This window comes from Bradyrhizobium sp. ISRA430, assembly GCF_029909975.1.
Taxonomy (GTDB): domain Bacteria; phylum Pseudomonadota; class Alphaproteobacteria; order Rhizobiales; family Xanthobacteraceae; genus Bradyrhizobium.
On the sequence record NZ_CP094516.1, the window covers coordinates 6,224,868 to 6,247,624 of the forward strand.

The window sequence follows — 22,757 nt, forward strand, 5'->3', positions numbered from 1 at the left end:
TCGCGGCGTCGTGCTCAACAGGCGGGGGACCAATCGCATCGGGCGCGTGGGTTCAGACGTTACTTGTTCGCCAGCGCTGGCGCCGGCTGCTCCGGCGGCGGCAGCCGCTGCACGGTGATCCGCGCCGTGCCGCTATTGTTCTTGTAGTATTGCTCGTCGGGCCCGAAATAGGCCGCGAATTTTGCTGGGACCAGCCATCTCAGGAAACCCGGGAAGATCTGCACGGCGTCATTGACGTAGAAGAACAGCTCGCCGGAGTCCGGCGCCACGAATTCCGCGACCACCCGATCGGTGAGGTGCTGCGCGTCCCAGATTTTCCGTGCCGTATCGTCTTGCGCCAGAGCATCGAACGTGCCCATCTTCGCGATCTCGTCCTTCAGCTTCTTCAGCTTCTCCGTGTCGGCAGGATCCGGCAGTCCCGTCGCGTCTTCGAGGCGGACGGGATATCTGTTCTTCGACTTGTCCATGTCCCTTTCCGCAGGGAGAGTAGGATTCATGCGACGTGGCAGCTCGTCGGCGGAGACTACGTTCACGGCTTGCAAGGGTTGATCGTTCAATCCCTTCTCTCCGACGCGCACCACCGGCTGGAACCAGTCTGCGCCGAACAACCGCCGGATTGGCAAGGCGAGATAGTGGTGTATTTCGTAGGTCTGGAATCCGTTGACGCCGGTCATGATCGTGCGGTCGAACCAGGGTTCGTCCATGTCGATCCAAATGCGATACTTGCGGCCCTTCTCGACCGCGAGCCTGCTCGCCCAACAGAATTGCTCGACTTTGAACAGTTCGCTCGCCTGCAGCGCGGTGTCACTCACCGGCTTCGCCGGCGCGATACTCGTCGCTACGTTCAACCCTGCTTTTTTCTCTCGTTCCGTCTTAGTCTCGGGGCTCTCGCAAACCTGCCCCGTCGCGACGCGCCAGGTGAAAAAGCTGTTCGAGGCGATCATGAGGGCCGAGGAGTAGATCGCGACGATGAAGGCGAACGGAAAGACGATTTTGGCGAACAGGAGGCGGATCCACCACGCCTTCCTCTGCATAAAGCCGCCAAATCTGAACAGCACGTTCACCCTGCTGAGGTGCTTCAGGCTTGCTTTGCGATCCGGCCGGTACCAGGCCAGCCGCGCGCGCTCCTGGATGCCGTCGCGCAGCACAGAGTTCAGGTTCCAGACCCCCCACGTGGCGAGCACAACGAGCGAGGTCAGGAAAGGATAATAGAGTGCGATGTTGAGCCATGGTCCGGCATAGGATGGCAACACGTCCTTGAGCAGGTTTGCAATCGGGCCGATCACGGCGCCCAGGCCCCAGTCTATGTCGGTAATGATCCGCAGCACTGGAGTATCGCGCAGGCCGTTGTCCTCGGATGTCTCGACGATCTTGTGGGCGATCCACGGCCAGGCGACGATCACACCGGCCATGATCAGGAGCGAGAAATAGGCCACGCGTCGCCACCACACGGCGCCGCGCGCAAGATTGGCCATCTTGGCGTCGGGCGCGTTCATCGTGGCGAAGGCGCTGGCCTCTTCCTTGCTCAACGGCCCCCTGGCCTTCTCCAGATAGGCGTCCTGCATTGCCTTGTGCGTGCCGCCATTGGCGAGGTCCCTGATACTTCCGTCTGGCATCAGCACCCGGGCGTTCGCAGGGAGCATAATCGGTGCATAGTCGTCGCACCCGAACAGCATGCGCTCGACCACCGCGAAGTGCACCACCGGCGTGCCGCCGTTCGCTTTGCCTTCAAGGATCGGGCGCGGACCGTAGCGGTAAAGCACCGCCGCGCCGCTGCGCGAATCGTGCGCCGGCCCGATTGCCGATTGATATGCGCAAAAATGCTCGATCGTGCCGTCCTGGAAGCGGAGCTTGCTGCCGAGCTGCTGGACCATCCACACCAGCGGCACGAAGGACAGCGTGCATTCCGGATAGCCGCCGCCGACGTCGGAATGAACGCCCGCGAACCACACTTCCTTGACGACCTGCTTCGCCGCCAGCTTGCTCTGGTCGATTCGCAGCGGGTGGAAGGTGGTGCGCTCGTCATCGAGCGCGAGCGCGTGGCAGGCGTATTTCACCTTGTCCGAAAGCCGGTGATTGCGGAAGGAGATTGGCCAGATCGCCCAGTCGATCGCGACGCGCAGCTCCTCGATCGGAACGCCAAACGCCTCGACCGTGTCGAACAGCCCGAGGAATTCGATCTTGACGTTCGCGCGACGTCCCATCGCCTTGCGGACCTTGCAATAGGGACGATGCAGCAGCAGACCGTGATAGAGAAAGAGCAGGACGTCCCGGATTATTCGCGCAATCCAGATCGTCGGCAGGCTCTTGTAGAACGGCACGGTCGTTCTACGGTACTTCCGCCACGCCGCCATGGCATTGCGGTTCATCTCTGCATGCGAGACCGGCTCGCCCTTGATCTGTGCCGGCACCAGCCCCTGGCTCGCGATCATCGCCGCCAGTGTGCGCGCCGTGAAGGCACCACGGCTGAAGCCGAAGATGTAGATCTCGTCGCCCTCCCGCCAATTCCAGCACAGGAATCGATAGAGCTTGCGGACGTTGGCCGGCACGCCAATGCCGGTGGCGCCGTCGAGCGCGGCAAGCGGCGCCCAGCCTGCGGTGCCCACGCCCTTGATGTAGTACGAGATCTGGTCGGGCTGAGTGTGATCGAGCGCCTCGTAGAGGCGCCACACGCTGGATTCCTGGGTGGTGAACGCGTTGCCCGTGCCGTCGGCGAACAGCACCAGCTTGCGTTTCGGCGGCGTGGTGGTCGCGGGATCCTCTGCCTTCGTGGCGCCGCCCGCACTGGCAGGATCGGCGTTCTGCGCCCCATGATCGTGCAGCATGGACCCCCTCCGACAATCTTGACCGGGGTGCCCGCTCAAGCCCCAGCCGGGCGGCATCCGCCAGCGTCAATCAATGGTTGCGTCATGAAAATAGAGCTGCATTCTGTGCATAAACCCGCTGAGGTAGCAAGCCGGATTGCCGTGGCGGCAGGCGCCGCCGGACGAGGCCGCAGCGATCGCGTGAGCGGACTGCGCGACCGCGCCGGATCATCCATTCAGCTCGTCTCGCGGTGGTGGGTACCGCCGCGCCAGCACCGACAGCGGCAGATGCCGCTCGTCCTCCGGCAGCTCGAGATAGGACAGCACCTGCGACCGCTTCCAGTCGTCGACGCCAAAATCCATTGCCATCCATTTCTGCGGCTCGGGGCCTTCGAGCCCCCGGACCCAGACGAAAAAGCGGGGGAGGTCATCCGGCTCCGTCGTGCGTCTCCTGGCCATCAGAGCTACTCGCTGCACCAACACGCGTTGCCGCAGGATATAAGCATGAAGTCTGGGGAGGTCGAACTCGTTAGGAGGACCCGTCTCTCCGCGCTGAATGCGTTGCCCATCTGGGTCCCGGCGCTGCGCAGCAACGCCCTAAGCGCGTTTACGCGCGTCTTCAACGCGCTATGGCGTTGCCACGCGTCCGCAGTGGCCTCGTCACTGCCAGAGTTCGCTCTCGGCCACGCGGTTGATGTCGGCGAGTCGCCAGCTTGCGTCGCCCTTGGGATCGATGCTGGCGAGGAGCGTCAACAGGCGATGATAGGCGTCATCAGCGACTGCGACCGGTACCGGGGCCTCGTCAAAGGCTTCGACATAGCTGCCGACGAGGCTGCTCAGGAGACGGCACAGGCCGCGCTGCTCGGGGTCGTCGCGACCGAGCGTCTCGAGTTTCTGCTGGAATGTCCGGCAAGTTCGCAGACCGTGGTGCTGCTCTGAGAGCCACGTGTGCAGGTCATTCATGTGAGCCTCTTCGGTGAGCGAAGAAGCTAAGGGCTTATATAGTGGAGATGTGACAATTGCTAGGAGGGGAGATGCGGCGCCAGTCCGTCTTCACCAAGAGGCTTCGCCGGACACGCCTCGCCTTTCGGTCTGACATGGCTGCGCCACGCGAAGCCCGAAAGGGCGAAGCGTGGTGCCCCTGGCCGGAATCGAACCAGCACTCCTTGCGGAACTCGATTTTGAGTCGAGCGCGTCTACCAGTTCCGCCACAGGGGCCCTCGGTCGGCCCCTCTGGCGAGGGCGTCGCGAAGCCGGCGGACTATAGCCATGGGAAAGGCGGGGTCAACCCGCGCCAAAGTGATCCCGGCCGTTCTCGACAGCGGCATGGGCCGGAGTTAGAGGCTTAAGCCGCGACCGATCCGATAGAGGCTGCCGTGACGACCCATAGTGCCGCACTACCAGCGTTCAACCGGGCCGCAAGCGGCCCCGCCCTGACTGCCTCGCTTCTGGTCACCATGATCGCGGCGGTGACGATCGCAGGCGCCTGGTTCTTCCAGCTCGTGCTGGAAATCCTGCCTTGTCCGCTCTGCCTCGAGCAGCGCTACGCGTATTACCTGGCGATCCCGCTCGGAGCGCTCACGGCGTTCGCGGCACGCCGCGGCGCGCCGCGGCCGCTGCTGCTCGTCGGGCTTGCGATCCTCGCGCTGGCGACGCTCGCCAATGCCGGGCTCGGTGGCTACCACGCCGGCGTCGAATGGGGCTTTTGGAAGGGACCGACCGACTGCTCAGGCCCCGTCGTCAGTCTCGGCAGCGCCACCGACCTGCTCTCTCGGCTCGACACCGTGAAGGTGGTGCGCTGCGACGAGGTGCAGTGGCGCTTCCTCGGCATCTCGCTCGCCGGCTACAACGTGCTGATCTCGCTGCTGATGGCCGCGATCGCGGCGTGGGGGTTTGTGGCGACGGCGAAGCGCTAGACCCTACGGCAGCGCACTAGTCATCCACATCGTCCTGCGTGCGTCCGAACAGGTGCACGATGCCGGGGGTCGCGATCGTCACGAACACGAAGCGCGACAAATGATGGGCGCCGACGAAGATCGGGTCGATGTGCAGGGTTAGGGCCAGCGCCAGCATGGCGTCCATCGCGCCCGGCGCGAAGGCGACGACGACGTCGGAGAATTTCACCTGCGTGGTGAGCGCCACGATCCCGACAAAGACGCCGGACACCGCAATCGCGACCGCGAACGAACCCAGCGCGGCGTTGATGTGGCCGGCCAACGTCCTGATTTTCATCCGCGCAAAACGGCTGCCGATCAGCGCGCCGATGCCGACCAGCGCCACGCCGCGCACCCAGTTCGGCAGGCCGCCCTCGACCCATCCCGCGCCATGCAGCACGCTGGAGGCGATCATCGCGCCGAACATCCAGCTCGCCGGAAACTTGATCAGCCGCAACAGCAGCGACAGCGCCAGCGAAGCGGCGACCAGCTTCACGAGGTCGAGCGGCGAGGCGATCGTCGTCGTCAGCGACGGCCCGGCGGAGGGCGCAACGCCCGCCAGCGCCAGCACCAGCGGCAGCGCGGCGGTCAGGATGATGACGCGCATGGTCTGCACCACAGCGATGCCTGGCAAGTCGGCGCCGCGCTCGACCGCAAGGATCGTGATCTGCGACAGCGCGCCGGGGCTGCCGGCGAGGAATGCGGAGGTGCGATCCCAGCCGTGGACACGCTGGAGGTAATAGCTCGAGCCGAAGGTCGCGCAGAAGGTTGCCAGCGCAAGCAGGCCGATGGTCAGGGGATAGGCACTGACTTGCTGGATCAGGTGGCGCGAGACGACGGAGCCCAAGGAAATGCCGAGCAGCACCAGCACGATCTGCGTTAGGAGCGGTGGCATCGCGAGCTGGCGGCCGGCGATCGCGGCGATCCCGACCGCGATCATCGATCCCGAGATCAGCCCGCCGGGAAGGCCCGCGACCAGAAACAACAGCCCGCCGGCAGAGCCGATGACGAGCGTCTCCACCGCGCTCAAGACCTTGGCGCGGCTCGGCCATTCGAACGACAGGGAGGCGGTGATTTGCTTCACGCCACCTTATGGCAAATCGGCGGGAGGCGCACAATTGCGGCCAAGTCATGCCGCAATGCGCACGCCTTTCGCCGAAATGCGACGTTGGGGATTGGGGCGATTTACTTTTTGTCCGCGGGGGCGGCGGTGCCGGCCTTCGCTTCCTTCATGCACTCTCGGCGGAATTTCTTGCGCTCCTTGCCCTTGAGGCCCTTGGCATCCGCCTGCTTGGAGCATTCGAGCGATTCGGCCGAGCGCTCCTTCGGCGCCTTCTTGTCAGTGGTAGCCGCGGTATCGGTCTTGGCAGCCGGCGCGGCGGTCTGCGCGAAGGCGGTGCCGGTGGCGAGCAGGGAGGCAAGGGCGACGGCGGCGAGGCGCGAGGCGAGGTTCATGGCGTTGCACTCTTGGTTGCAAGTTAGCGAGGGACGCGAACGTCGGCTCGCCATGCTGAACGCAGCATGAATAAGCCGCGCGAGGGGATCACTATATTTTGGCATCGCTTCCTTGTCGGAAGCCGCCGACACTCTAGGATAGCAATCCTCATTTCACTTCCCTTGAGGGAAGACCAAGAAGGAGACCAAGGATGACCATTCAAGCCAAATTGTTGTGTGGCGCAGCGGTGGCGGGATTCGCCGCGCTGGTGGCGAGCGCGCCGGCGCAGGCGCTGACCACGCAGGAGTGCAGCGCGAAATACCAGGCCGCCAAGAAGGACGGTACGCTAGGCACCATGAAGTGGAATGACTTCCGCAAGGCCCAGTGCGGCGCGGACGCCACCCCCGCTGCTGCGCCAACTGCGGCTGCACCTGCGGCTCCCGCCGAGCCGAAGCAGGCGAAGAAGGAGGCGGCTCCCGCCGCCGCTCCGGCGCTGCCGGCGGGACCTGCGATGTTCCCGAACGCGGTCGATCCGAAATATGCCAAGGAGACGGCCGGCAAGGCCCGCCTGCACACCTGCGTCGACCAGTACAATGCCAACAAGGCGACCAACGCCAATGGCGGCATGAAGTGGATCGAGAAGGGCGGCGGCTACTACTCGGAATGCAACAAGCGCCTGAAGGGCGCCGGCTGAGGCTCGATGTGATGCGATGGCCGGAGCAGAGCTCCGGCCATTTCGCTTAAGGCATCTAGTCCAGCAGCTTCTCGGCCGACTTCGCCACGAGCTGCGAGCGCTTGCGCGGGCTGCGCTCGACGAACAAGAGGCTCTGGCCGAAGATGAAGCAGTAGAACAGGAAGGCCTGCGCGTCGGCCTCCTCAGTCGCAAGCCCGGTTGCATGATAGAGCTCGGCGACGTGCTTGAGTCGTGCGGCATCGACGCTCGCGACCGCCGCCGCCGCATTCTCGTCCGCGCGGGCCCATTGCCTGATCGCGAGCTCGATCGCCATGCCTTCGGGGTTCAGCCGCTCGGAATAGAGCTGGATCAGCGATTTCAGCCGTTCGCGGGGCGCTTGTCCGTGGAGGCTCGTCTGCTGCGCGATCGCCGCGGCGCGTCCTTCGCGCCAGCGCTCCAGCATGGCATCGAGCAGCGCGGCGCGGTCGGCGAAGCGGCGATAGAACCCGCCCTTGGTCACGCCGAGGTTCTTGGCGAGGACCTCGACCCGGACCCCCTCAACGCCCGAGCGGGCGAGCTCGGTAAATCCTGCCTCGACCCAGACGTCGCCTCTGTCGTCGCTCATGAAGGAAGCCTCACCGGTTCTTGATACGGTGCCGTATTGCTAGCGCGTCCCCAGGCTGATACGCTACCGTATCAAAATCAAAAGGCAGACACAAAAGGGCGGGAATTGCGATGGAGCAGGAGGCGACCTATCGCGGCACGGTCTATCCGTGGCAATGCGATCATGTCGGCCACATGAACATCATGTGGTATGTCGGCAAATTCGACGAGGCCAACTGGAATCTGTTCGCGCGGCTCGGGCTGACGCCGAGTTACCTGCGCAGCTCCGGCCGCGGCATGGCGGCGGTACAGCAGAACATCACCTACAAGCGCGAGCTGCTCGCAGGTGACATCATCGAGATCCGCAGCGTCCTCCTCGAGATCCGAGACAAATCGATCCGCTTCCGGCATGAGATGACGAATGCCGAAACCGGTGAGATCGCCGCGATCTGCGAGATCACGGGCGTGCATATGGACAGAACGGCGCGTAGGTCCGCGCCGTTCGCGGATGCAATCCGCGAAATCGCCATGACGCATCTCGCCCAGCCGGCCGAGGCCTAGGCGATGATCGCGTTCGAGCCGAAAAACCCGGACTACCACGCGGCCGCCACTGCGCTGTTCGCCGGACAGCCGGCGATGCGTGCGCTCGGTATCTCGCTCGTCCATCTCGCGCCGGGCAGGGTCGAGCTGGCGATGCCGCATTCGTCCGCCTTCACGCAGCAGAACGGTTTCGTTCACGCCGGCATCATCACGGCAGGGCTGGACAACGCCTGCGGGGTTGCCGCCTTCACCTTGATGCAGTGGGAGGCCGACATTCTCACCGTCGAGTTCAAGACAACGTTGCTCGCGCCCGCCCGGGGCGAGCGCTTCACCTTCAAGGCCGAGGTCGTCAAGCCGGGCCGCACGCTGACATTCTGCGAAGCCAAGGCCTTTGCCGAGCATGACGGCAAGACCACCTTGATCGCCGCCATGACCGGCACGCTGATGGCGATGTTGCCCCGCGCGTAGCCCTCGCTGCCGGTGCGATGACAATGCCGGCGCGACACTCTATATGTCGCGTAACAATTCCCGGTCGCGCGCCGTATCTGCGGCGATGGGGCCGAAACGGGACGAGATATGACCAAATCCAGGACTAACAGCGGCCTTGTGCCGACGCGGCGCACGGCATTGACGTTGATTGGGGCCGGCGCCCTCGTGGCGGGGGGCATCGCCACGGCGCGCGCGGCGGCGGTCGACGATGGCGAAGTGCTGACCGAAGCCAAGGTGCTGCGCGACCCGGACGTTCCCGTTGCCGGCAATCCCCAGGGCGACATCACCATCGTCGAATGGTCGGACTACAATTGTCCCTATTGCCGCAAGCTCGAGCCCGAGCTGCGCCAGGTCGTTCAGGACGACGGCAAGGTGAGGCTGGTGCTGAAGGACTGGCCGGTCCTCGGTCCGGTCTCGGTCACGGCGGCGCGAATCGCGCTCGCCGCGAAATTCCAGGACAAGTATCATCAGGCCCATGACGCCATGATGGGCGTCAGCTCGCGCCTGACCGAGCCGCGCATCAATGAGCTGCTGGCTGGCGCCGGCGTCGACATGGACCGCCTGAAGCGCGACCTCACCGCGCGCGCCAAGGACATCGACGCCGTCCTCAAGCGCAACAACGATCAGGCCGAGGCCTTCGGTTTCCGCGGCACGCCGTCCTTCATCGTCGGCAAATACCGCGTGCCCGGCGTGCTGACGATGGCGGAGTTCGAGCAGGTCATCGCCGACGCCCGCAAGGCCAAGATGAACTGACAAGATGAACTGATCCGCGTGCCGCACCAACAGCGGCCAACACAAAGGCGCCGCCGCGGATCGCGACGGCGCCTCGTTCGTGTTCGAGCGATGTTACTTCGACGAGATGCGGACCCAGTCCTTGTGCGCGCGATCACGCAGCGCGTCCCAGTCGGCCTTGGCGACGTCCCAGTTCACGAGCGTGCGGTTGGCGGCCGCGACCTCGCCGCTGGCGACCGACGACGTCTGCATGGAGTCATAGATGTAGACGCCGCAAACCAAAAGCAGCGCGCCCAGGATCATTCCGAAAAAAGTCTGCATTGGTGAACCTCCGGTGACCGTCGATAACGTCGGCCCGGAATGATGGTTCCGCGGCACTGCGGCGCAGGCAAGGACGGATTGTTCATCCCCCATTCAGCCATTGCAGCAGCTCCGCATTGATCTCGCGCGGATAGCAGTGGCTGAGATCGTCGATCTCGCGATAGGTCACGTCGGCCCCGGCCGCCGACAGCGCCGCTTGCGTCTGCCGTGCCGTCTGCACCGGAAACATCCAGTCGAGCTTGCCGTGGGTGATGAAGAGCGGCAGGCCCTGCATGCGCGCGGCATCGGCCATCTCCGCCATCAGCGGATGGAAGGTCGCCGAGACCGGCGCAAGATGCGTGAAGGGCGAAGCGCCGTCGAGCCCGGTGACGTAGCAGAAGGTGCCGCCGTCGCTCATGCCGGTCAGCAACAGGCGTGTGGCATCGATGGTCCAGCGGCTGCGTACGGTTTCGAGGATGCGCATGAGATTCGGCGTGTCGGTGTCGTCGCCCATCAGCGCCCAGGTCGGGCCGGTCGCGGTCGGCGCAACCAGTATCGCGCCAAAGCTGCGTGCATCGCGCAGCCAGCTCCACAGGAAGCCGCGACCGTTGCCGCTGCCGCCATGCAGCGCCATCACCAGAGGCATGGCGCGATCGTGCCTGTAATATTCGGGTACGTAAACGGAGAAGCCGCCACGGCTGCCCGGCTCGTTGTGATCGTGGAAGATGCCGGTGTGCTCGCTCGCGTCGGCGGCAAGCCGCGTCAGCAGGCTTTCAGCCTCGCGTGTCGCGGCGCCAAGGAAGAAACTGCTCACCGGCGGAAACTTTGCCGCGAGCGGATAAAGCGCCTCCTGCGCGCGGGGCACGTGGCGCAGCGCGCGGAACACGGCGACCAGATCGCCATTGCCGCGCTCGACCTCGCGCAAGCCGGCGAAGGCGGCGAGCGTCTCGTCGCAGGCGCGCTCCACCAGGCTGTGAAGTGCAGCGAACTGCTCCGGCCACTCACCGATGCCGGCGCGCGCTGCCCGCAACGCCTCGTCCGGCGCACCGATCGCGTTCATCACCGAACCGAAGGCTGGCGGATGCAGGTGCCGGCCGACGAAACCCAGCCCTTCCAGCGCATTGAGCAGCGGTGGCAGCACGGCGACGATGTCGTCCACCACGGCCTCGGTCATTGCCTCGTCCTTGCCTGATGTCAGTCCTGCTCAGTGCAGCTTCGGCGCCTTCAACAGCTTGAAGCGGTCGGTCGACGTCACCGTGACGTCGAAGGTGACGCCTTCGTGGTGCACCGTCAGGGGGACGTCGACGCCGGCGTCGCCGAGCGCCCACATCTTGCGATAGAAGTCGGTCTGGCTCGTCACCTTGTCGCCGTCGACCGCGAGAATGACGTCGCCGGTCTTGAGCTCGGCGCGCGCGGCCGGGCCGTCGGAGGAGATCCCGATCACGACCACGCGGTTGTCGATCTCGGTCGAGTAGAGCCCGAGCCAGGGCCGTGCCGGCTTGTTGACGCGGCCGAATTTGCGCAGGTCGTCGAGGATCGGCTTCAACAGATCGATCGGCACGATCATGTTGACGTGCTCGGCCTTGCCGTCGCGCTCGCGCTCGAGCTGGAGCGAGCCGATCCCGATCAATTCACCGCGCTCATTGAGCAAGCCCGTGCCGCCCCAATTCGGGTGGGCAGGGTAGGTGAAGACGGCTTCGTCGAGCAGATATTCCCAGTAACCGGCGAATTCCTGCTTGGCCACGATCTGGCTCGCGACCGATCGCGTGCGCCCGCCGGCGCCGCCGACAACGACGCGATCGCCGGTCCGGGTCGCGGCCGATGCGCCGAGCGGCAGCGGCTCGATGTCGAGCCGGCCGAGCGCCTGCACCAGGCCGAAGCCGGTGACGGAATCGAAGCCCAGCGCATGTCCTTCCACCACGCGGCCGTCGGCGAGATGCAGCCAGACCGATTCCGCCTCGGTGATGAGATAACCGATGGTGAGCACCAGCCCGTCGTCGATCACGACGCCGTTGCCGGCGCGCTCGGTGCCCAGCGTCTCTGCGCTGAAGGCGTCCGGTGGGATGATGGCGTGCAGCCCGACGATGGAGGCGAGCGCGCGGTCGAGGTCGAAACCGTAGTCGCTCGCGCGCGGCTGGTTGGCCGGCGGCACGCGCCATTCGGTCAGAGCGGGCATGGAGTTCTCCTGATCAGCGAACGCGGCCCCTTCGTCGCGACAAGCGGACGCGCGAAGCATTGGTAATTTAGGCCGGGGGCGGCCGTCTTGAAAGACTTGACCGCCAACAATTCGGGACGCTGCGTGAATTCTTCGAAAGGGCACAGGAACTGTCTGCACAAGATTTGACAGACATGCCGTCATACCGGCACCGGCCGCATGGCTGGTGTCCGGCCAGCGGCTGGTCGTTCGCAGACGAAGCTGCTAACCATTGCCGCTTCGTTTTGACCTAGATCACGGACCGAAGCATGGATAACCGCAGTGACATCTGGCGTGGCGTCGACACCATCAAGGCGCGTTTCATCGACCTGAGCGACAAGGTCTGGGGCACGCCCGAGGTGTGCTACACCGAAGCGCGGTCCGCCGCCGAACATCTCGCCGAGCTCCGTCATCAGGGTTTCCGTATCACCGAGAACGTCGCCGGCATCCCGACCGCGCTGATGGGCGAATGGGGTGAGGGCGGTCCGGTCATCGCCTTCATGGGGGAGTATGACGCGCTGCCGGGCCTCAGCCAGGAGGCGGGTGTCGCCGAGCACCGCCCGATCGAGACTGGCGGACATGGCCATGGCTGCGGTCACAACCTGCTTGGCTCTGCGGCGCTGCTTGCCGCGACCGCGGTGAAGGACTGGCTCGCCGAGAACAGAGTGCCGGGCCGCGTGCGCTATTACGGCTGCCCGGCGGAAGAGGGCGGCGCGGCCAAGGCCTTCATGGTGCGCTCGGGCGCCTTCGCGGACGCCGACATCGCCATCACCTGGCACCCGCACAGCTTCTGGGAAGTGGCGGTGACGCCGTCGCTTGCCAACACGCGCGCCGACTTCATCTTCACCGGCCGCACTTCGCATGCGGCGGCCTCGCCGCATCTCGGCCGCTCCGCGCTCGATGCGGTGGAGCTGATGAATGTCGGCGTGAACTACATGCGCGAGCACATGCCGAGCGATGCGCGCGTGCATTACGCGCTGCTCGATACCGGTGGCATCGCGCCCAACGTCGTGCAGGCCCATGCGCGGGTGCGCTATTCGATTCGCGCCCGCGATCTGCCCGGCATGACCGAGCTGGTCGAGCGCGTCAGCAAGATCGCGCAGGGCGCGGCGCTGATGACCGAAACCAAGGTCGAGATGAAGATCATCTCCGCGGTCTCGAACATCCTTCCGAACGCGCCGCTGGAGCAAGCACTGCACCGGGTCATGGAAGAGCTCGGACCGCCGCATTTCGACGATGCGGACAAGGGCTTTGCCAGCCAGATCCGCGCGACGCTGAGTGAGAAAGATATTGCGTCGGTCTATTACGCGATCGGCATGGAGCCGACCGATCGTCCGCTCGCCGATTTCCTGGTGCCGCTCGATGCCAAGCGCAACCCGCTGGTCGGCTCGACCGACGTCGGCGACGTGAGCTGGGTCGTGCCGACGGTGCAGGTGCACGCACCGACGGTTGCTATCGGCACGCCGTTCCACACCTGGCAGGTCGTGGCGCAGGGCAAGAGCGCGCATGCCCACAAAGCCATGGTGCAGGCGGCCAAGGCCATGGCCGGGCTCGGCGTCAGGGCGCTCACGGAACCGGAGCTGATCAAGGCCGCCAAGGCGGATCTGATGAAGCGGACGGCCAAGACACCTTACGTCTGCCCACTGCCGGATCACGTCGCGCCGCCGCTCGATATGTCCGTGGCGTAGAATTTCGTCTCGATACTTCGTCTGATCCGGCGAACAAATTTTCCGCAGTGCAGCGCGGCTTTTGGCGCGTTTTGACGCCGGATTGCCGAGCGCTTGGGCTGCGGAACGCAGTTTTGCCCAACGGAAAGTCAGAAGACCGTTTGCACACACACGGTCCCAGTTGACGCGCGCCCTATTCGGTGTGCCATCTACCGCCAGCCAAACCCGGCGGCCGCATCTCGGCCGCCTGCATCCGTAAGGGAACCAGACGGGGGACAACCATGCTGGATAAAGAACTGCGTTCGATGATCGACAAGGTGGCGGGCGGCAAGATGGATCGCCGCGCCTTCATCCAGCGCATGGCCGCCATCGGCCTCACCGCACCCGTCGCCAACCAGATCCTCGCGCTTGGCGGCGTCGCCATGGCGGAAGGCGCCTCGACCTACAAGCCGACCAAGCGCGGCGGCGGCGGTGCGCTGAAGCTGCTGTGGTGGCAGGGCCCGACTTTGCTCAACCCGCATTTCGCCACCGGCACCAAGGATCAGGACGGCTCGCGCCTGTTCTATGAGCCGCTCGCCTGTTGGGATCCGGACGGCAACATGAAGCTGGTGCTGGCCGCGGAGATCCCTTCGATCCAGAACGGCGGGCTGGCCGCCGACGGCAAGTCGGTGACCTGGAAACTCAAGCCCGGCGTGAAATGGCACGACGGCAAGCCGTTCACGGCCGACGACGTCGTGTTCAACTGGGAATACGCCAGTGATCCCGCGACCTCCGCGCTCACCATCGGGACCTTCCGCGACATCGTGGTCGAAAAGATTGACGACCTCACGGTCCGCATCGTCTTCAACAAGCCGACGCCGTTCTGGGCCGACGCCTTCGTCGGGGCTCCGAACGCCATCATCCCCAAGCATCTGTTCGCCGATTACAAGGGCGCCAAGTCCCGCGAGGCGCCGAACAATCTCTCGCCGGTCGGCACCGGCCCCTACAAGTTCGTCGAGTTCAAGCCGGGCGATCTCGTGCGCGGCGTGCTCAACCCCGACTACCACATGCCGAACCGTCCTTATTTCGATACGCTTGAAATGAAAGGCGGCGGTGATGCCGTCTCGGCGGCGCGCGCGGTGATCCAGACCGGCGAATACGATTTCGGCTACAACATTCAGGTGGAAGACGATGTCCTGCTGCGGCTCGAGAAAGGCGGCAAGGGCAAGGCCGTCTACGCCGTGGGCGGTGACACCGAATTCGTCGCGCTGAACTTCACCGATCCGAACACCGAGGTCGACGGCGAACGCTCCTCGATGAAGACGAAGCATCCGCTGTTTTCCGATCCCGCCGTGCGCAAGGCGTTGTCGCTGCTGGTCGATCGTGAGTCCGTCAAGAAGGCCATCTACGGACGCGCAGGCCGCACCACCGCGAACTTCCTCAATGGCCCGGAAAAGTTCGTCTCCAAGAACACCACGTGGGAGTTCAGCATCGAGAAGGCGTCGAAGATCCTGGATGATGCCGGCTGGAAGCCCGGCGCGGACGGCATCCGCGAGAAGGACGGTAAGAAGCTTAAGCTGCTGTATCAGACCTCCATCAACGGCCCGCGCCAGAAGACCCAGGCCATCGTCAAGCAGGCCTGCCAGAAGGCGGGAATCGATGTCGAGCTGAAATCGGTCGTAGCCACGGTATTCTTCTCCTCCGACGTCGGCAATCCCGACACCTACCCGAAGTTCTATGCGGATATGGAGATGTTCCAGATTCCGATGAGCCAGCCCGATCCTGCCCAGCACATGCGTCGCTATATTTCGAGCGAAGTGGCGACCAAGGAGAACAAGTGGCAGGGGCGGAATTTCCCGCGCTGGGTCAACAAGGAATACGACGCGACGATCGAGGCCGCCGAAGGCGAGATGGATCCCGTCAAGCGTGCGGCGCTCTACATCAAGGCCAACGATCTCCTGATCCAGGACGTGGTGTTCATCCCGGTCCAGCATCGCCTCAAGGTCGAAGCTGCCGCCAACAACCTGCAGTGCATCATCAGCGGCTGGGCCAACGAAACCGACAATCTGTTCGACTGGTACCGGGAGGCATGATCGCGCGGGCTGAGAAGGGGCTTTCTACCCTATGAGTCAGTATGTCCTGCGTCGTCTGCTGATTGCCATTCCGAGCCTGCTCGGCATCTCGCTGGTGCTGTTCATCGTGCTGGCGATGGCGCCGGGCGACCCGTTCTCGGAACTGACGACCAATCCGAACGTGCCGCCCGAGGTCGCTGCCGCTCTTCGGGCGAAGTTCGGCATGGATGATCCGATCTACCTTCGCTACCTGCACTGGCTCTCGGCTATGGCGCATGGCGACTGGGGATTTTCCTTCGTCAGTCGGATGGACGTCGACACGCTCATCCTGCAGCGCCTGCCGGCCACGCTCTACGTGATCGGCTCGGCGCAGATCCTGGCGCTGCTGATCGCGATTCCGGTCGGCGTCTATGCCGCGACGAAGCCCTATTCGCTGTTCGACCAGATCGCGAACACACTCGCCTTCGTCGGCTTCTCGCTGCCGACCTTCTTCACCGGCATCCTGTTCATCCTGATCTTCTCGGTCACGCTGGACTGGCTGCCCTTCGTCTATTCCACCGACATCAAGGCGACCGGCATCCGCTGGGTGCTCGAGATGATCCGGCAGGCGATCATGCCGGTGGCGGTGCTCGGTCTGTTCCAGGCAGCGTCGATGACGCGTTTCGTACGCTCGGCCATGCTGGACGTGATCAGGCTCGACTACGTCACCACGGCGCGGGCCAAGGGCCTCGGCCAGGCCAAGGTCATCGTCAAGCACGTGATGCGCAACGCCATGATCCCGGTGGTCACGCTGATCGCGCTGCAGATGCCCGCGGTGTTCGGCGGTGCCATCGTCACCGAGCAGATCTTCCGCATCCCCGGCATCGGCTCGCTGCTGATCTCCTCCATTCTGGCCAACGACACGCCGGTGGTGATGGCCGTCACCTTCGTTTTCGCGTGCCTCGTCGTGCTGTTCAATCTCATCGCGGACGTCCTGTATGGCTGGCTTGACCCTCGCATCTCCCTCCGCTGAACGGACCACCGCGCGGGCCGCTTATTCGCCCTGGCGCGAGACGTGGCGGCGCTATCGCCGCCACCGGCTTGCCGTGGTCAGCGCCTTCCTGCTCCTGCTCCTGGTTCTGGCGGTCGTCGTTGGACCGTTCGTCTGGCGCGTCAAGATCAACGACATCGACATCGTGGCCGGCCTGCAGGGGCCCTCTCTCGCCCATCCCTTCGGCACCGACGATCTCGGCCAGGACATTCTGGCGCGCATGATCTATGGCGGCCGCATCTCGCTGGCAGTCGGGCTCGCCGCGATGCTGGTGTCGGTGTTCGTCGGCACGCTGATCGGGGCGCTCGCCGGCATGTCGCGCGGCGCGCTCGGGCACGCCTTGATGTGGCTCACCGACCTCTTCCTGTCGCTGCCGCAACTGCCGCTGCTGCTGCTGCTCATCTATCTCTTCCGTGACGGGCTGAAGACGATGTTCGGCCCCGAGGGCGGCATCTTCATCCTGATCGTGCTGGTGATCGGAGGCTTGCGCTGGATGCCGGTCGCCCGCCTCGTGCGCGCGCAGTTCCTGTCGATCCGCGAGAAGGAGTTCGTCGAGGCCGCGCGTGCGCTCGGCGCGAGCCCGGTGCGGCAGGTGGTGCGCCACATCCTGCCCAATGCGGTTGGCCCGGTGATCATCGCCGGCACCATCGACGTCGCCGCCGCTATCATTGCCGAATCGACGCTGTCCTTCCTCGGCCTCGGCTTCCCGCCGGATACGCCGACCTGGGGACGGCTGCTCTATGACGCCAAGGACTTCCTCGACATCGGCCCGCATTGGGCGCTGTTTCCGGGCGGCGCGATCTTCATCGCGGTGGTTGCGATCAACTTCATCGGCGACGGTTTGCGTGACGCGCTCGATGCGCGACGGGTGATCTGATGGCGCCGCTGCTCGAGATCAAAGGGCTCAAGACCCACTTCTCCACCGACGACGGCATCTTGCAGGCCGTCGACGGCGTCGACATCTCCATCAACAAGGGCGAGACGCTCTGTGTCGTCGGCGAATCCGGCTGCGGCAAAACCGTGACCGCGATGTCGATCCTGAAGCTGATCGCGATGCCGCCGGGCCGCATCGCGGCCGGCGAGATCATCTTCGAGGGCCGCGATCTCGTGCCGCTGACGAGCAACCAGCTCGACGAGATCCGCGCCAAGGAGATCGGCTTCATCTTCCAGGAACCGATGACCTCGCTCAATCCGGTGCTCACCATCGGTGAGCAGATCGCCGAGAGCCTGCGCCGGCACGAGGCCGTGACCAAGAAGCAGGCGCTCGAGCGCACCATCGAGATGCTGAAGCTGGTGCAGATCCCGAACTCGGAGGGGCGCGTGCACCACTATCCGCACCAGTTCTCCGGCGGCATGCGCCAGCGCGTGATGATCGCGATGGCGCTCGCCTGCAAGCCGAAGCTCGTCATCGCCGACGAGCCGACCACGGCGCTCGACGTCACCATTCAGGCGCAGATCCTCGACCTCCTGCAGGACATGAAGGAGCGCTTCGGCATGGCGGTGATGTTGATCACCCATGCCATGGGCGTCGTCGCCGAGACCGCGCAGCGCGTAGTCGTGATGTATGCCGGCAAGGTTGTGGAGGAGGCTCCGGTCGACGAGCTCTTCGGCGATCCGCGTCATCCCTATACCCAAGGCCTGATCCGCTCGATCCCGCGTATCGATCTCGCCAGCGAGCACAAGACGCGGCTGGAGGCGATCGGCGGCTCGGTGCCGATCCTGATCAATCCGCCGGTCGGCTGCCGTTTTGCCCCGCGTTGCCGCTTTGCCATGGATATTTGCACCAAGAAGGAGCCGCTGTTGCGCGAGATCGCGCCCGGCCACCGCATGGCCTGTCATCTGGGAGATGCGTCATGAGCGAGCCCTTGCTGCGCGTCTCCGGGCTGAAGAAGTACTTCCCCGTGCTCGGCGGCCTGTTGTCGCGCCAGGTCGGCAGCGTCTATGCGGTCGACGGCGTGTCGTTCTCGGTCAATCGCGGCGAGACGCTTGGGCTGGTCGGCGAATCCGGCTGCGGCAAGTCCACCACGGGGCGCTGCGTGCTGCGGCTGATCGAGCCGACCGACGGCGAAGTCGTGTTCGACGGTCAGGACGTGCGCAAGCTCGGTGGCAACGACCTGCGCGCGATGCGGCGGAACATGCAGCTCGTATTCCAGGATCCGTTCGCCTCGCTCAATCCACGCATGACGGTCGGTGCCATCCTCGGCGAAGCCTTCACCATCCACAATCTCGCGTCCTCCGCCAAGGAGCGGGAGGAGCGCGTCGCGGGCCTGCTGGTGAAGGTCGGCCTCAAGGCCGAGCACATGCGCCGCTACCCGCACGAATTCTCCGGCGGCCAGCGTCAGCGCATCGTGATCGCGCGTGCGCTTGCAGTCGAGCCGAAGCTGATCGTCTGTGACGAGCCGGTCTCCGCGCTCGATGTCTCGATCCAGGCGCAGGTCATCAACCTCCTGGAGGACCTCCAGGCCGAGTTGAACCTCACCTATCTCTTCGTCGCGCACGATCTCTCGGTGGTCGAGCACATCTCCGACCGCGTCGCGGTGATGTATCTCGGCCGCATCGTCGAGATCGCGAAAGCGAGCGACCTCTACCGCAATCCGCAACACCCCTATACCAAGGCGCTGCTATCCGCCGTGCCGGTGCCGGACCCGAAACTCAAGCGCAACCGCATTCGCCTGAAGGGCGACGTGCCGAGCCCGATGAAGCCGCCCAAGGGCTGTCACTTCCACACCCGCTGTCCGATCGCCCAGCCGCGCTGCTCGGAGAGCGCGCCGGAGCTGAAGGAGGGGCCGGGTGGACACGCCGTGGCGTGTCATCTGGCCTAAAGGCGCGCTGCGCATGTGAGATACGGCTTGATTCAAACGGATCGGCCCGGGGAGCGGGGGAGCAATGAGCCAGATAGAAGGCGTCGGTCTTGCCGGTATCGACGCGCAGCCGTCGAGGGATGCGGACACGGAGGCACGCCGTGCGCTGTGGGGATCGGCGCTGGGCTATGCCATGGATGGGTTCGACCTCCTCATCCTCGGCTTCATGCTGACGGCGATTTCCAGGGATCTTCATCTCACGCAACCGCAGGCGGCCTCGCTGGTGACGGGGACTCTGGTCGGAGCTGTCGTCGGCGGCTTCATCTTCGGCATGCTGTCGGACCGGCTTGGCCGGGTCCGCGTCCTGACCTGGAGCATCGTCCTGTTCGCGGTCTTTACCGGGCTGTGCGCGCTGGCGCAGGGCTATTGGGATCTGCTGACCTACCGGGCCATCGCCGGGCTCGGTCTCGGCGGCGAATTCGGCATCGGCATGGCGCTGGTGGCGGAGGCCTGGCCGCCCGCGAAGCGCGCGCGGGCGACGTCCTATGTCGGCCTCGGATGGCAATTCGGCGTGCTCACCGCGGCGCTGGTGACGCCGATCCTGCTACCCCTCATCGGCTGGCGCGGGATGTTCGCGATCGGCGTGTTTCCGGCGCTCGTCGCCTATGTGATTCGGCGCAAGCTGCATGAGCCTGATGTGTTCGTGGCGCACAAGGCGAAGACGGCGGACGCCGGCTCCGCGCTCCGCGCGCTCGTGGCCGACCGCGAGACGACCAGGATCAGCCTCGGGATGATCATCCTCTGCTCGGTGCAGAATTTCGGTTACTACGGCATCATGATCTGGCTGCCGAACTATCTCTCGACGCGGTTCGGCTATGGCCTCACGCAATCGGCGCTGTGGACCGCCGTCACCATCGCCGGCATGGCGCTCGGCATCTTCCTGTTCGGCCACGCCGCCGATCGCTTCGGTCGCCGCCCGGCGTTCCTGACCTATATGCTGGGCGCGGCCGTCATGGTGGTGGTCTATTCGCAATTGACGGGGGCGACGGCATTGTTGATCGGCGGAGCGGTGATGGGCTTCTTCGTCAACGGCATGCTCGGTGGTTACGGCGCGCTGATGAGCGAACTCTATCCGACCGCGGCGCGCGCCACCGCGCAAAACGTATTCTTCAATATCGGTCGCGCGGTCGCCGGCTTCGGTCCGCTGGTGGTCGGCATCGTCAGCGCAGCTTATGGCTTCCCGACGGCGATCGCCGGTCTCGCGCTGCTTTACATCCTCGATATCGTGGCGCTGCTCGCACTGATCCCGGAGCGAGGCGGCGTCGATCTCGCCTGAAGCGATGCTCGTTCATCGTCCCCGAAGCAGGCCGTTACTCGACAGAGCTTGCTTGAAGGCCTCTACCGACGTGTGGTGATGCGCGACGAGACCGGCTTGCCGTGCGCCTGTGACATTTGCCGGGAGGTCGTCGACAAAGAAGACGGTCTCGGGTTTCGCCTGGAGCTCCGCGAGGCAGAGGCGGTAACATCGCGGGTCGGGCTTGGCCGCCTTGAACTGGGCCGAGGTGTAGATCCTGGAGCCGAACAGCGGCCGCAATTCCGGCAGCAGCGTATCGATGTGTTCGGCAACCAGCGTCGTATTGTTGGTGAGGACGGCAATGTCGACCGATCCGCGCAAGCCGCCGGCGATCTCCAGCATCGCGAGGTCGGCCCTCATCGAACGGCGCCGCGCCTCCACCCACTGCTCCAGCGACAAGGGGTAGCCGATGCGTTCGCCAAAACCACGTAAATAATCCGCTGCATCGAGGGCGCCGCTGTCGCCGAGAAACTCGAATCCTGCCTCCCAGATCGCCTTGTAGACGAACTCGCTGGTGGATCCCGCAATCTCCGCGAGATGTGCGATGCGCTTTCCCCTGTCATATTCGCAGAGGACATTGTCCATGTCGAAGAGGATAAGCTCGATCTTGTTAGCCACAGCAACGCTCTCAGCCTGGCCGAAGCATCCGGCGGCACAGGAATCATATCCCGTCGGAACGCGGGCGACAAATCCGGCGGCGCCAACATATGAAGGCTATTCCTCGGTCGTCACGCGCTCTTGGCCGGCGAGGGCATGACCTCGCCCGACATCACCAGCCGGGCGCGGCCGCCGTCCTTGGCCGCGTAGAGTTCGCGGTCGGCGGCGGCCACCAGTGCGCTGCACAGCTCGAGCGCGGTGCTGCCGTCCTCATCCCTCCAGCGTGAAGCCGACGCGCAACGTCACCTGGTAGTGACGCACGGCGCCGTTCTCGATGTGGCCGCGCGTCTGCACGACCTCGAACCACTTCATCTCGCGAACGGTCTTGGCGGCGCGGCTGATCGCGTTCTTGATCGCATCATCGATCGACGTCTCCGACGATCCGACGAGTTCCAGGATCTTGTAGACGTGGTCCTTCTCGGCTGTGGGCATGGCGAACCTCCGATTGGTCGGCTACGGCAGGCTAGGGGCAGCATCTACAAATGCCCTCATTCGTAAGCCGCGCCACCTCTCATCTGAACGGGCGGAACGGTCGCGGGTTCCGTCGTCCGCGATGGCCCGCATGCACCAGCCGAGGTGGAGCGGGCCGCGTTCGCCTGCTAAGCGCGTTCTCCATGGATTCGGGGCGCGACAGGACGATCGGCTTTCTCTGCCTCTGCGTGACAGCGTTCGGCTGGGCGCTGAACTGGCCGCTGATGAAGCTTTTGCTGCAGCAATGGCCGCCGCTGTTCGCCCGCGGGCTCGCAGGTATCTGCGCCGCGACGATCCTCGCCATGCTGGCCCTCAGCCGGAAGGAGACGCTTGCCGTCCCACGCGAGGTGATCCCGCGGCTGTTGTTTGCGACCTTCACCAATGTGTTTGCCTGGATGGGGCTCGGTACGGTCGCCATGAAATATGTGACCGTGGGCGAAGGCGCTCTGCTCGCCTACACCATGCCGATCTGGGCGATGCTGTTCGCTTGGCCGGTCCTGCATACGCGGCCGACCATCCGCGACGTCGCAGGCCTCGTTCTCGGCGTTGCGGGTGTTGCGTTGCTGCTCAGCGGCAACGGCCTGGCATTCAGCGCTGACAAGCTGCTCGGCATCGCCCTGGCGCTATCCTGCGCCATCCTGTTTGCGCTTGGCAACGTGCTCAACCGTAAGCCGCTGCCGATGCCGCCGCTGGTCGTCGTGGCCTGGCAGGTCGGGCTCGGCTGCGCCACGATGCTGATCCTCGGTGTTCTCTTCGAGCATCCCGATACCACCGCGATCACGCCTCTAGGACTCGGCTGCTTCATCTACATGACGCTGGTGCCAATGGGCGTCTGCTATGTCACCTGGTTCGAGACCCTGCGGCGCCTGCCGCCGACCTCTGCCTCGACCGGCATGCTGATGGTTCCCGCAATCGGCGTGGTCTCCGCCGCAATCATTCTCGGCGAATCGCTCGGCCTGCGCGAAGGGGCGGCGATGGCGCTGACACTCGGGGGCGTGACACTGGCGCTGCAGCGGGCCTGA

Annotated in this window: 24 protein-coding genes and 1 tRNA gene; 13 read left to right on the plus strand and 12 right to left on the minus strand. The window is 64.9% G+C overall.

Annotation, left to right across the window (positions count from 1 at the left end):
• Nucleotides 1-59: 59 nt before the first annotated feature.
• The 4 genes from MTX21_RS29540 to MTX21_RS29555 all read right to left on the minus strand — a co-directional run bounded on the left by MTX21_RS29540 (nt 60) and on the right by MTX21_RS29555 (nt 4,022).
• Entirely contained in the window at nt 60-2,825 is a 2,766-nt protein-coding gene (locus tag MTX21_RS29540) for a DUF2235 domain-containing protein (RefSeq protein ID WP_280968147.1), read from the minus strand.
• A gap of 207 nt (nt 2,826-3,032) precedes the next feature.
• Complete coding sequence (locus MTX21_RS29545; RefSeq protein WP_280968148.1) at nt 3,033-3,263, minus strand: hypothetical protein; 231 nt, start codon at nt 3,261-3,263, stop codon at nt 3,033-3,035.
• 201 nt (nt 3,264-3,464) lie between these two features.
• Nucleotides 3,465-3,767: a hypothetical protein gene (locus MTX21_RS29550; protein WP_280968149.1), complete on the minus strand. Its 303-nt coding sequence runs from the start codon at nt 3,765-3,767 to the stop codon at nt 3,465-3,467.
• 170 nt (nt 3,768-3,937) lie between these two features.
• Nucleotides 3,938-4,022 (minus strand) — tRNA-Leu (locus MTX21_RS29555).
• 158 nt (nt 4,023-4,180) lie between these two features.
• On the opposite strand from MTX21_RS29555, the gene MTX21_RS29560 reads away from it, so the two are divergent.
• Complete coding sequence (locus tag MTX21_RS29560; RefSeq protein ID WP_280968150.1) at nt 4,181-4,720, plus strand: disulfide bond formation protein B; 540 nt, start codon at nt 4,181-4,183, stop codon at nt 4,718-4,720.
• A gap of 16 nt (nt 4,721-4,736) precedes the next feature.
• Here the strand turns inward: MTX21_RS29560 and MTX21_RS29565 are convergent, their stop codons facing one another.
• Both MTX21_RS29565 and MTX21_RS29570 read right to left on the minus strand, forming a co-directional pair.
• The gene (locus tag MTX21_RS29565; RefSeq protein ID WP_280968151.1) at nt 4,737-5,822 is read right to left on the minus strand and encodes an AbrB family transcriptional regulator; all 1,086 of its coding nucleotides are present in this window, start codon (nt 5,820-5,822) and stop codon (nt 4,737-4,739) included.
• 101 nt (nt 5,823-5,923) lie between these two features.
• Nucleotides 5,924-6,193, minus strand: a complete 270-nt coding sequence (locus MTX21_RS29570) for a PsiF family protein (protein ID WP_280968152.1) — start codon at nt 6,191-6,193, stop codon at nt 5,924-5,926.
• Between the two features lie 191 nt (nt 6,194-6,384).
• Here MTX21_RS29570 and MTX21_RS29575 point away from each other — a divergent pair, with 191 nt between their 5' ends.
• A complete protein-coding gene (locus MTX21_RS29575; RefSeq protein WP_280968153.1) occupies nt 6,385-6,867 on the plus strand; it encodes a hypothetical protein in 483 nt (160 codons plus the stop codon).
• Nucleotides 6,868-6,922: 55 nt separating this feature from the next.
• Here MTX21_RS29575 and MTX21_RS29580 read toward each other — a convergent pair whose 3' ends face one another.
• Complete coding sequence (locus tag MTX21_RS29580; RefSeq protein ID WP_280968154.1) at nt 6,923-7,471, minus strand: TetR/AcrR family transcriptional regulator; 549 nt, start codon at nt 7,469-7,471, stop codon at nt 6,923-6,925.
• Between the two features lie 110 nt (nt 7,472-7,581).
• Between MTX21_RS29580 and MTX21_RS29585 the strand changes: the two genes are divergently transcribed.
• From MTX21_RS29585 to MTX21_RS29595, 3 genes are all read left to right on the plus strand, one after another.
• Nucleotides 7,582-8,010, plus strand: a complete 429-nt coding sequence (locus MTX21_RS29585; RefSeq protein WP_280968155.1) for an acyl-CoA thioesterase — start codon at nt 7,582-7,584, stop codon at nt 8,008-8,010.
• Nucleotides 8,011-8,013: 3 nt separating this feature from the next.
• Nucleotides 8,014-8,457: a PaaI family thioesterase gene (locus MTX21_RS29590; protein ID WP_280968156.1), complete on the plus strand. Its 444-nt coding sequence runs from the start codon at nt 8,014-8,016 to the stop codon at nt 8,455-8,457.
• 108 nt (nt 8,458-8,565) lie between these two features.
• Nucleotides 8,566-9,231, plus strand: a complete 666-nt coding sequence (locus tag MTX21_RS29595) for a DsbA family protein (protein ID WP_280968157.1) — start codon at nt 8,566-8,568, stop codon at nt 9,229-9,231.
• A 93-nt stretch (nt 9,232-9,324) separates the two neighbouring features.
• On the opposite strand, the gene MTX21_RS29600 is transcribed toward MTX21_RS29595, so the two are convergent.
• The 3 genes from MTX21_RS29600 to MTX21_RS29610 form a co-directional block, all read right to left on the minus strand.
• Nucleotides 9,325-9,531 carry a hypothetical protein gene (locus MTX21_RS29600; protein WP_280968158.1) on the minus strand — a complete coding sequence of 69 codons (207 nt, stop codon included), beginning with the start codon at nt 9,529-9,531 and terminating at the stop codon, nt 9,325-9,327.
• An 82-nt stretch (nt 9,532-9,613) separates the two neighbouring features.
• Nucleotides 9,614-10,684, minus strand: coding sequence for a phospholipase (locus MTX21_RS29605; protein WP_280968159.1), 1,071 nt, complete (start codon nt 10,682-10,684; stop codon nt 9,614-9,616).
• Nucleotides 10,685-10,714: 30 nt separating this feature from the next.
• On the minus strand, nt 10,715-11,686 hold the full coding sequence (locus MTX21_RS29610) for a S1C family serine protease (RefSeq protein ID WP_280968160.1): 972 nt from the start codon (nt 11,684-11,686) through the stop codon (nt 10,715-10,717).
• 287 nt (nt 11,687-11,973) lie between these two features.
• On the opposite strand from MTX21_RS29610, the gene MTX21_RS29615 reads away from it, so the two are divergent.
• The 7 genes from MTX21_RS29615 to MTX21_RS29645 all read left to right on the plus strand — a co-directional run bounded on the left by MTX21_RS29615 (nt 11,974) and on the right by MTX21_RS29645 (nt 20,589).
• Nucleotides 11,974-13,392, plus strand: coding sequence for a M20 family metallopeptidase (locus MTX21_RS29615; protein WP_280968161.1), 1,419 nt, complete (start codon nt 11,974-11,976; stop codon nt 13,390-13,392).
• A gap of 260 nt (nt 13,393-13,652) precedes the next feature.
• A complete protein-coding gene (locus tag MTX21_RS29620) occupies nt 13,653-15,443 on the plus strand; it encodes a peptide ABC transporter substrate-binding protein (RefSeq protein WP_280968162.1) in 1,791 nt (596 codons plus the stop codon).
• Nucleotides 15,444-15,474: 31 nt separating this feature from the next.
• Complete coding sequence (locus tag MTX21_RS29625) at nt 15,475-16,434, plus strand: ABC transporter permease (protein WP_280968163.1); 960 nt, start codon at nt 15,475-15,477, stop codon at nt 16,432-16,434.
• Complete coding sequence (locus MTX21_RS29630) at nt 16,400-17,329, plus strand: ABC transporter permease (protein WP_280968164.1); 930 nt, start codon at nt 16,400-16,402, stop codon at nt 17,327-17,329. Before MTX21_RS29625 ends, MTX21_RS29630 begins: the two co-directional genes overlap by 35 nt.
• Nucleotides 17,329-18,309, plus strand: a complete 981-nt coding sequence (locus tag MTX21_RS29635) for an ABC transporter ATP-binding protein (protein ID WP_280968165.1) — start codon at nt 17,329-17,331, stop codon at nt 18,307-18,309. Before MTX21_RS29630 ends, MTX21_RS29635 begins: the two co-directional genes overlap by 1 nt.
• Nucleotides 18,306-19,274, plus strand: coding sequence for a dipeptide ABC transporter ATP-binding protein (locus tag MTX21_RS29640; RefSeq protein WP_280968166.1), 969 nt, complete (start codon nt 18,306-18,308; stop codon nt 19,272-19,274). The genes MTX21_RS29635 and MTX21_RS29640 overlap by 4 nt, the downstream gene beginning before the upstream one ends.
• A gap of 64 nt (nt 19,275-19,338) precedes the next feature.
• Nucleotides 19,339-20,589, plus strand: a complete 1,251-nt coding sequence (locus MTX21_RS29645; protein ID WP_280968167.1) for an MFS transporter — start codon at nt 19,339-19,341, stop codon at nt 20,587-20,589.
• Nucleotides 20,590-20,601: 12 nt separating this feature from the next.
• Here MTX21_RS29645 and MTX21_RS29650 read toward each other — a convergent pair whose 3' ends face one another.
• Complete coding sequence (locus MTX21_RS29650; RefSeq protein ID WP_341510258.1) at nt 20,602-21,225, minus strand: HAD family phosphatase; 624 nt, start codon at nt 21,223-21,225, stop codon at nt 20,602-20,604.
• 249 nt (nt 21,226-21,474) lie between these two features.
• Nucleotides 21,475-21,696, minus strand: a complete 222-nt coding sequence (locus MTX21_RS29655; RefSeq protein WP_279374866.1) for a dodecin — start codon at nt 21,694-21,696, stop codon at nt 21,475-21,477.
• A gap of 182 nt (nt 21,697-21,878) precedes the next feature.
• On the opposite strand from MTX21_RS29655, the gene MTX21_RS29660 reads away from it, so the two are divergent.
• Entirely contained in the window at nt 21,879-22,757 is an 879-nt protein-coding gene (locus tag MTX21_RS29660) for a DMT family transporter (RefSeq protein WP_280968168.1), read from the plus strand.

Coding starts and splice junctions, on each gene's coding strand:
- MTX21_RS29540 (WP_280968147.1), bottom strand. CDS start 2,825: ATGCTGCACGATCATGGGGCGCAGAACGCCGATCCTGCCAGTGCGGGC.
- MTX21_RS29545 (WP_280968148.1), bottom strand. CDS start 3,263: ATGGCCAGGAGACGCACGACGGAGCCGGATGACCTCCCCCGCTTTTTC.
- MTX21_RS29550 (WP_280968149.1), bottom strand. CDS start 3,767: ATGAATGACCTGCACACGTGGCTCTCAGAGCAGCACCACGGTCTGCGA.
- MTX21_RS29570 (WP_280968152.1), bottom strand. CDS start 6,193: ATGAACCTCGCCTCGCGCCTCGCCGCCGTCGCCCTTGCCTCCCTGCTC.
- MTX21_RS29575 (WP_280968153.1), top strand. CDS start 6,385: ATGACCATTCAAGCCAAATTGTTGTGTGGCGCAGCGGTGGCGGGATTC.
- MTX21_RS29580 (WP_280968154.1), bottom strand. CDS start 7,471: ATGAGCGACGACAGAGGCGACGTCTGGGTCGAGGCAGGATTTACCGAG.
- MTX21_RS29585 (WP_280968155.1), top strand. CDS start 7,582: ATGGAGCAGGAGGCGACCTATCGCGGCACGGTCTATCCGTGGCAATGC.
- MTX21_RS29590 (WP_280968156.1), top strand. CDS start 8,014: ATGATCGCGTTCGAGCCGAAAAACCCGGACTACCACGCGGCCGCCACT.
- MTX21_RS29595 (WP_280968157.1), top strand. CDS start 8,566: ATGACCAAATCCAGGACTAACAGCGGCCTTGTGCCGACGCGGCGCACG.
- MTX21_RS29600 (WP_280968158.1), bottom strand. CDS start 9,531: ATGCAGACTTTTTTCGGAATGATCCTGGGCGCGCTGCTTTTGGTTTGC.
- MTX21_RS29605 (WP_280968159.1), bottom strand. CDS start 10,684: ATGACCGAGGCCGTGGTGGACGACATCGTCGCCGTGCTGCCACCGCTG.
- MTX21_RS29610 (WP_280968160.1), bottom strand. CDS start 11,686: ATGCCCGCTCTGACCGAATGGCGCGTGCCGCCGGCCAACCAGCCGCGC.
- MTX21_RS29615 (WP_280968161.1), top strand. CDS start 11,974: ATGGATAACCGCAGTGACATCTGGCGTGGCGTCGACACCATCAAGGCG.
- MTX21_RS29620 (WP_280968162.1), top strand. CDS start 13,653: ATGCTGGATAAAGAACTGCGTTCGATGATCGACAAGGTGGCGGGCGGC.
- MTX21_RS29625 (WP_280968163.1), top strand. CDS start 15,475: ATGAGTCAGTATGTCCTGCGTCGTCTGCTGATTGCCATTCCGAGCCTG.
- MTX21_RS29630 (WP_280968164.1), top strand. CDS start 16,400: ATGGCTGGCTTGACCCTCGCATCTCCCTCCGCTGAACGGACCACCGCG.
- MTX21_RS29635 (WP_280968165.1), top strand. CDS start 17,329: ATGGCGCCGCTGCTCGAGATCAAAGGGCTCAAGACCCACTTCTCCACC.
- MTX21_RS29640 (WP_280968166.1), top strand. CDS start 18,306: ATGAGCGAGCCCTTGCTGCGCGTCTCCGGGCTGAAGAAGTACTTCCCC.
- MTX21_RS29645 (WP_280968167.1), top strand. CDS start 19,339: ATGAGCCAGATAGAAGGCGTCGGTCTTGCCGGTATCGACGCGCAGCCG.
- MTX21_RS29655 (WP_279374866.1), bottom strand. CDS start 21,696: ATGCCCACAGCCGAGAAGGACCACGTCTACAAGATCCTGGAACTCGTC.
- MTX21_RS29660 (WP_280968168.1), top strand. CDS start 21,879: ATGGATTCGGGGCGCGACAGGACGATCGGCTTTCTCTGCCTCTGCGTG.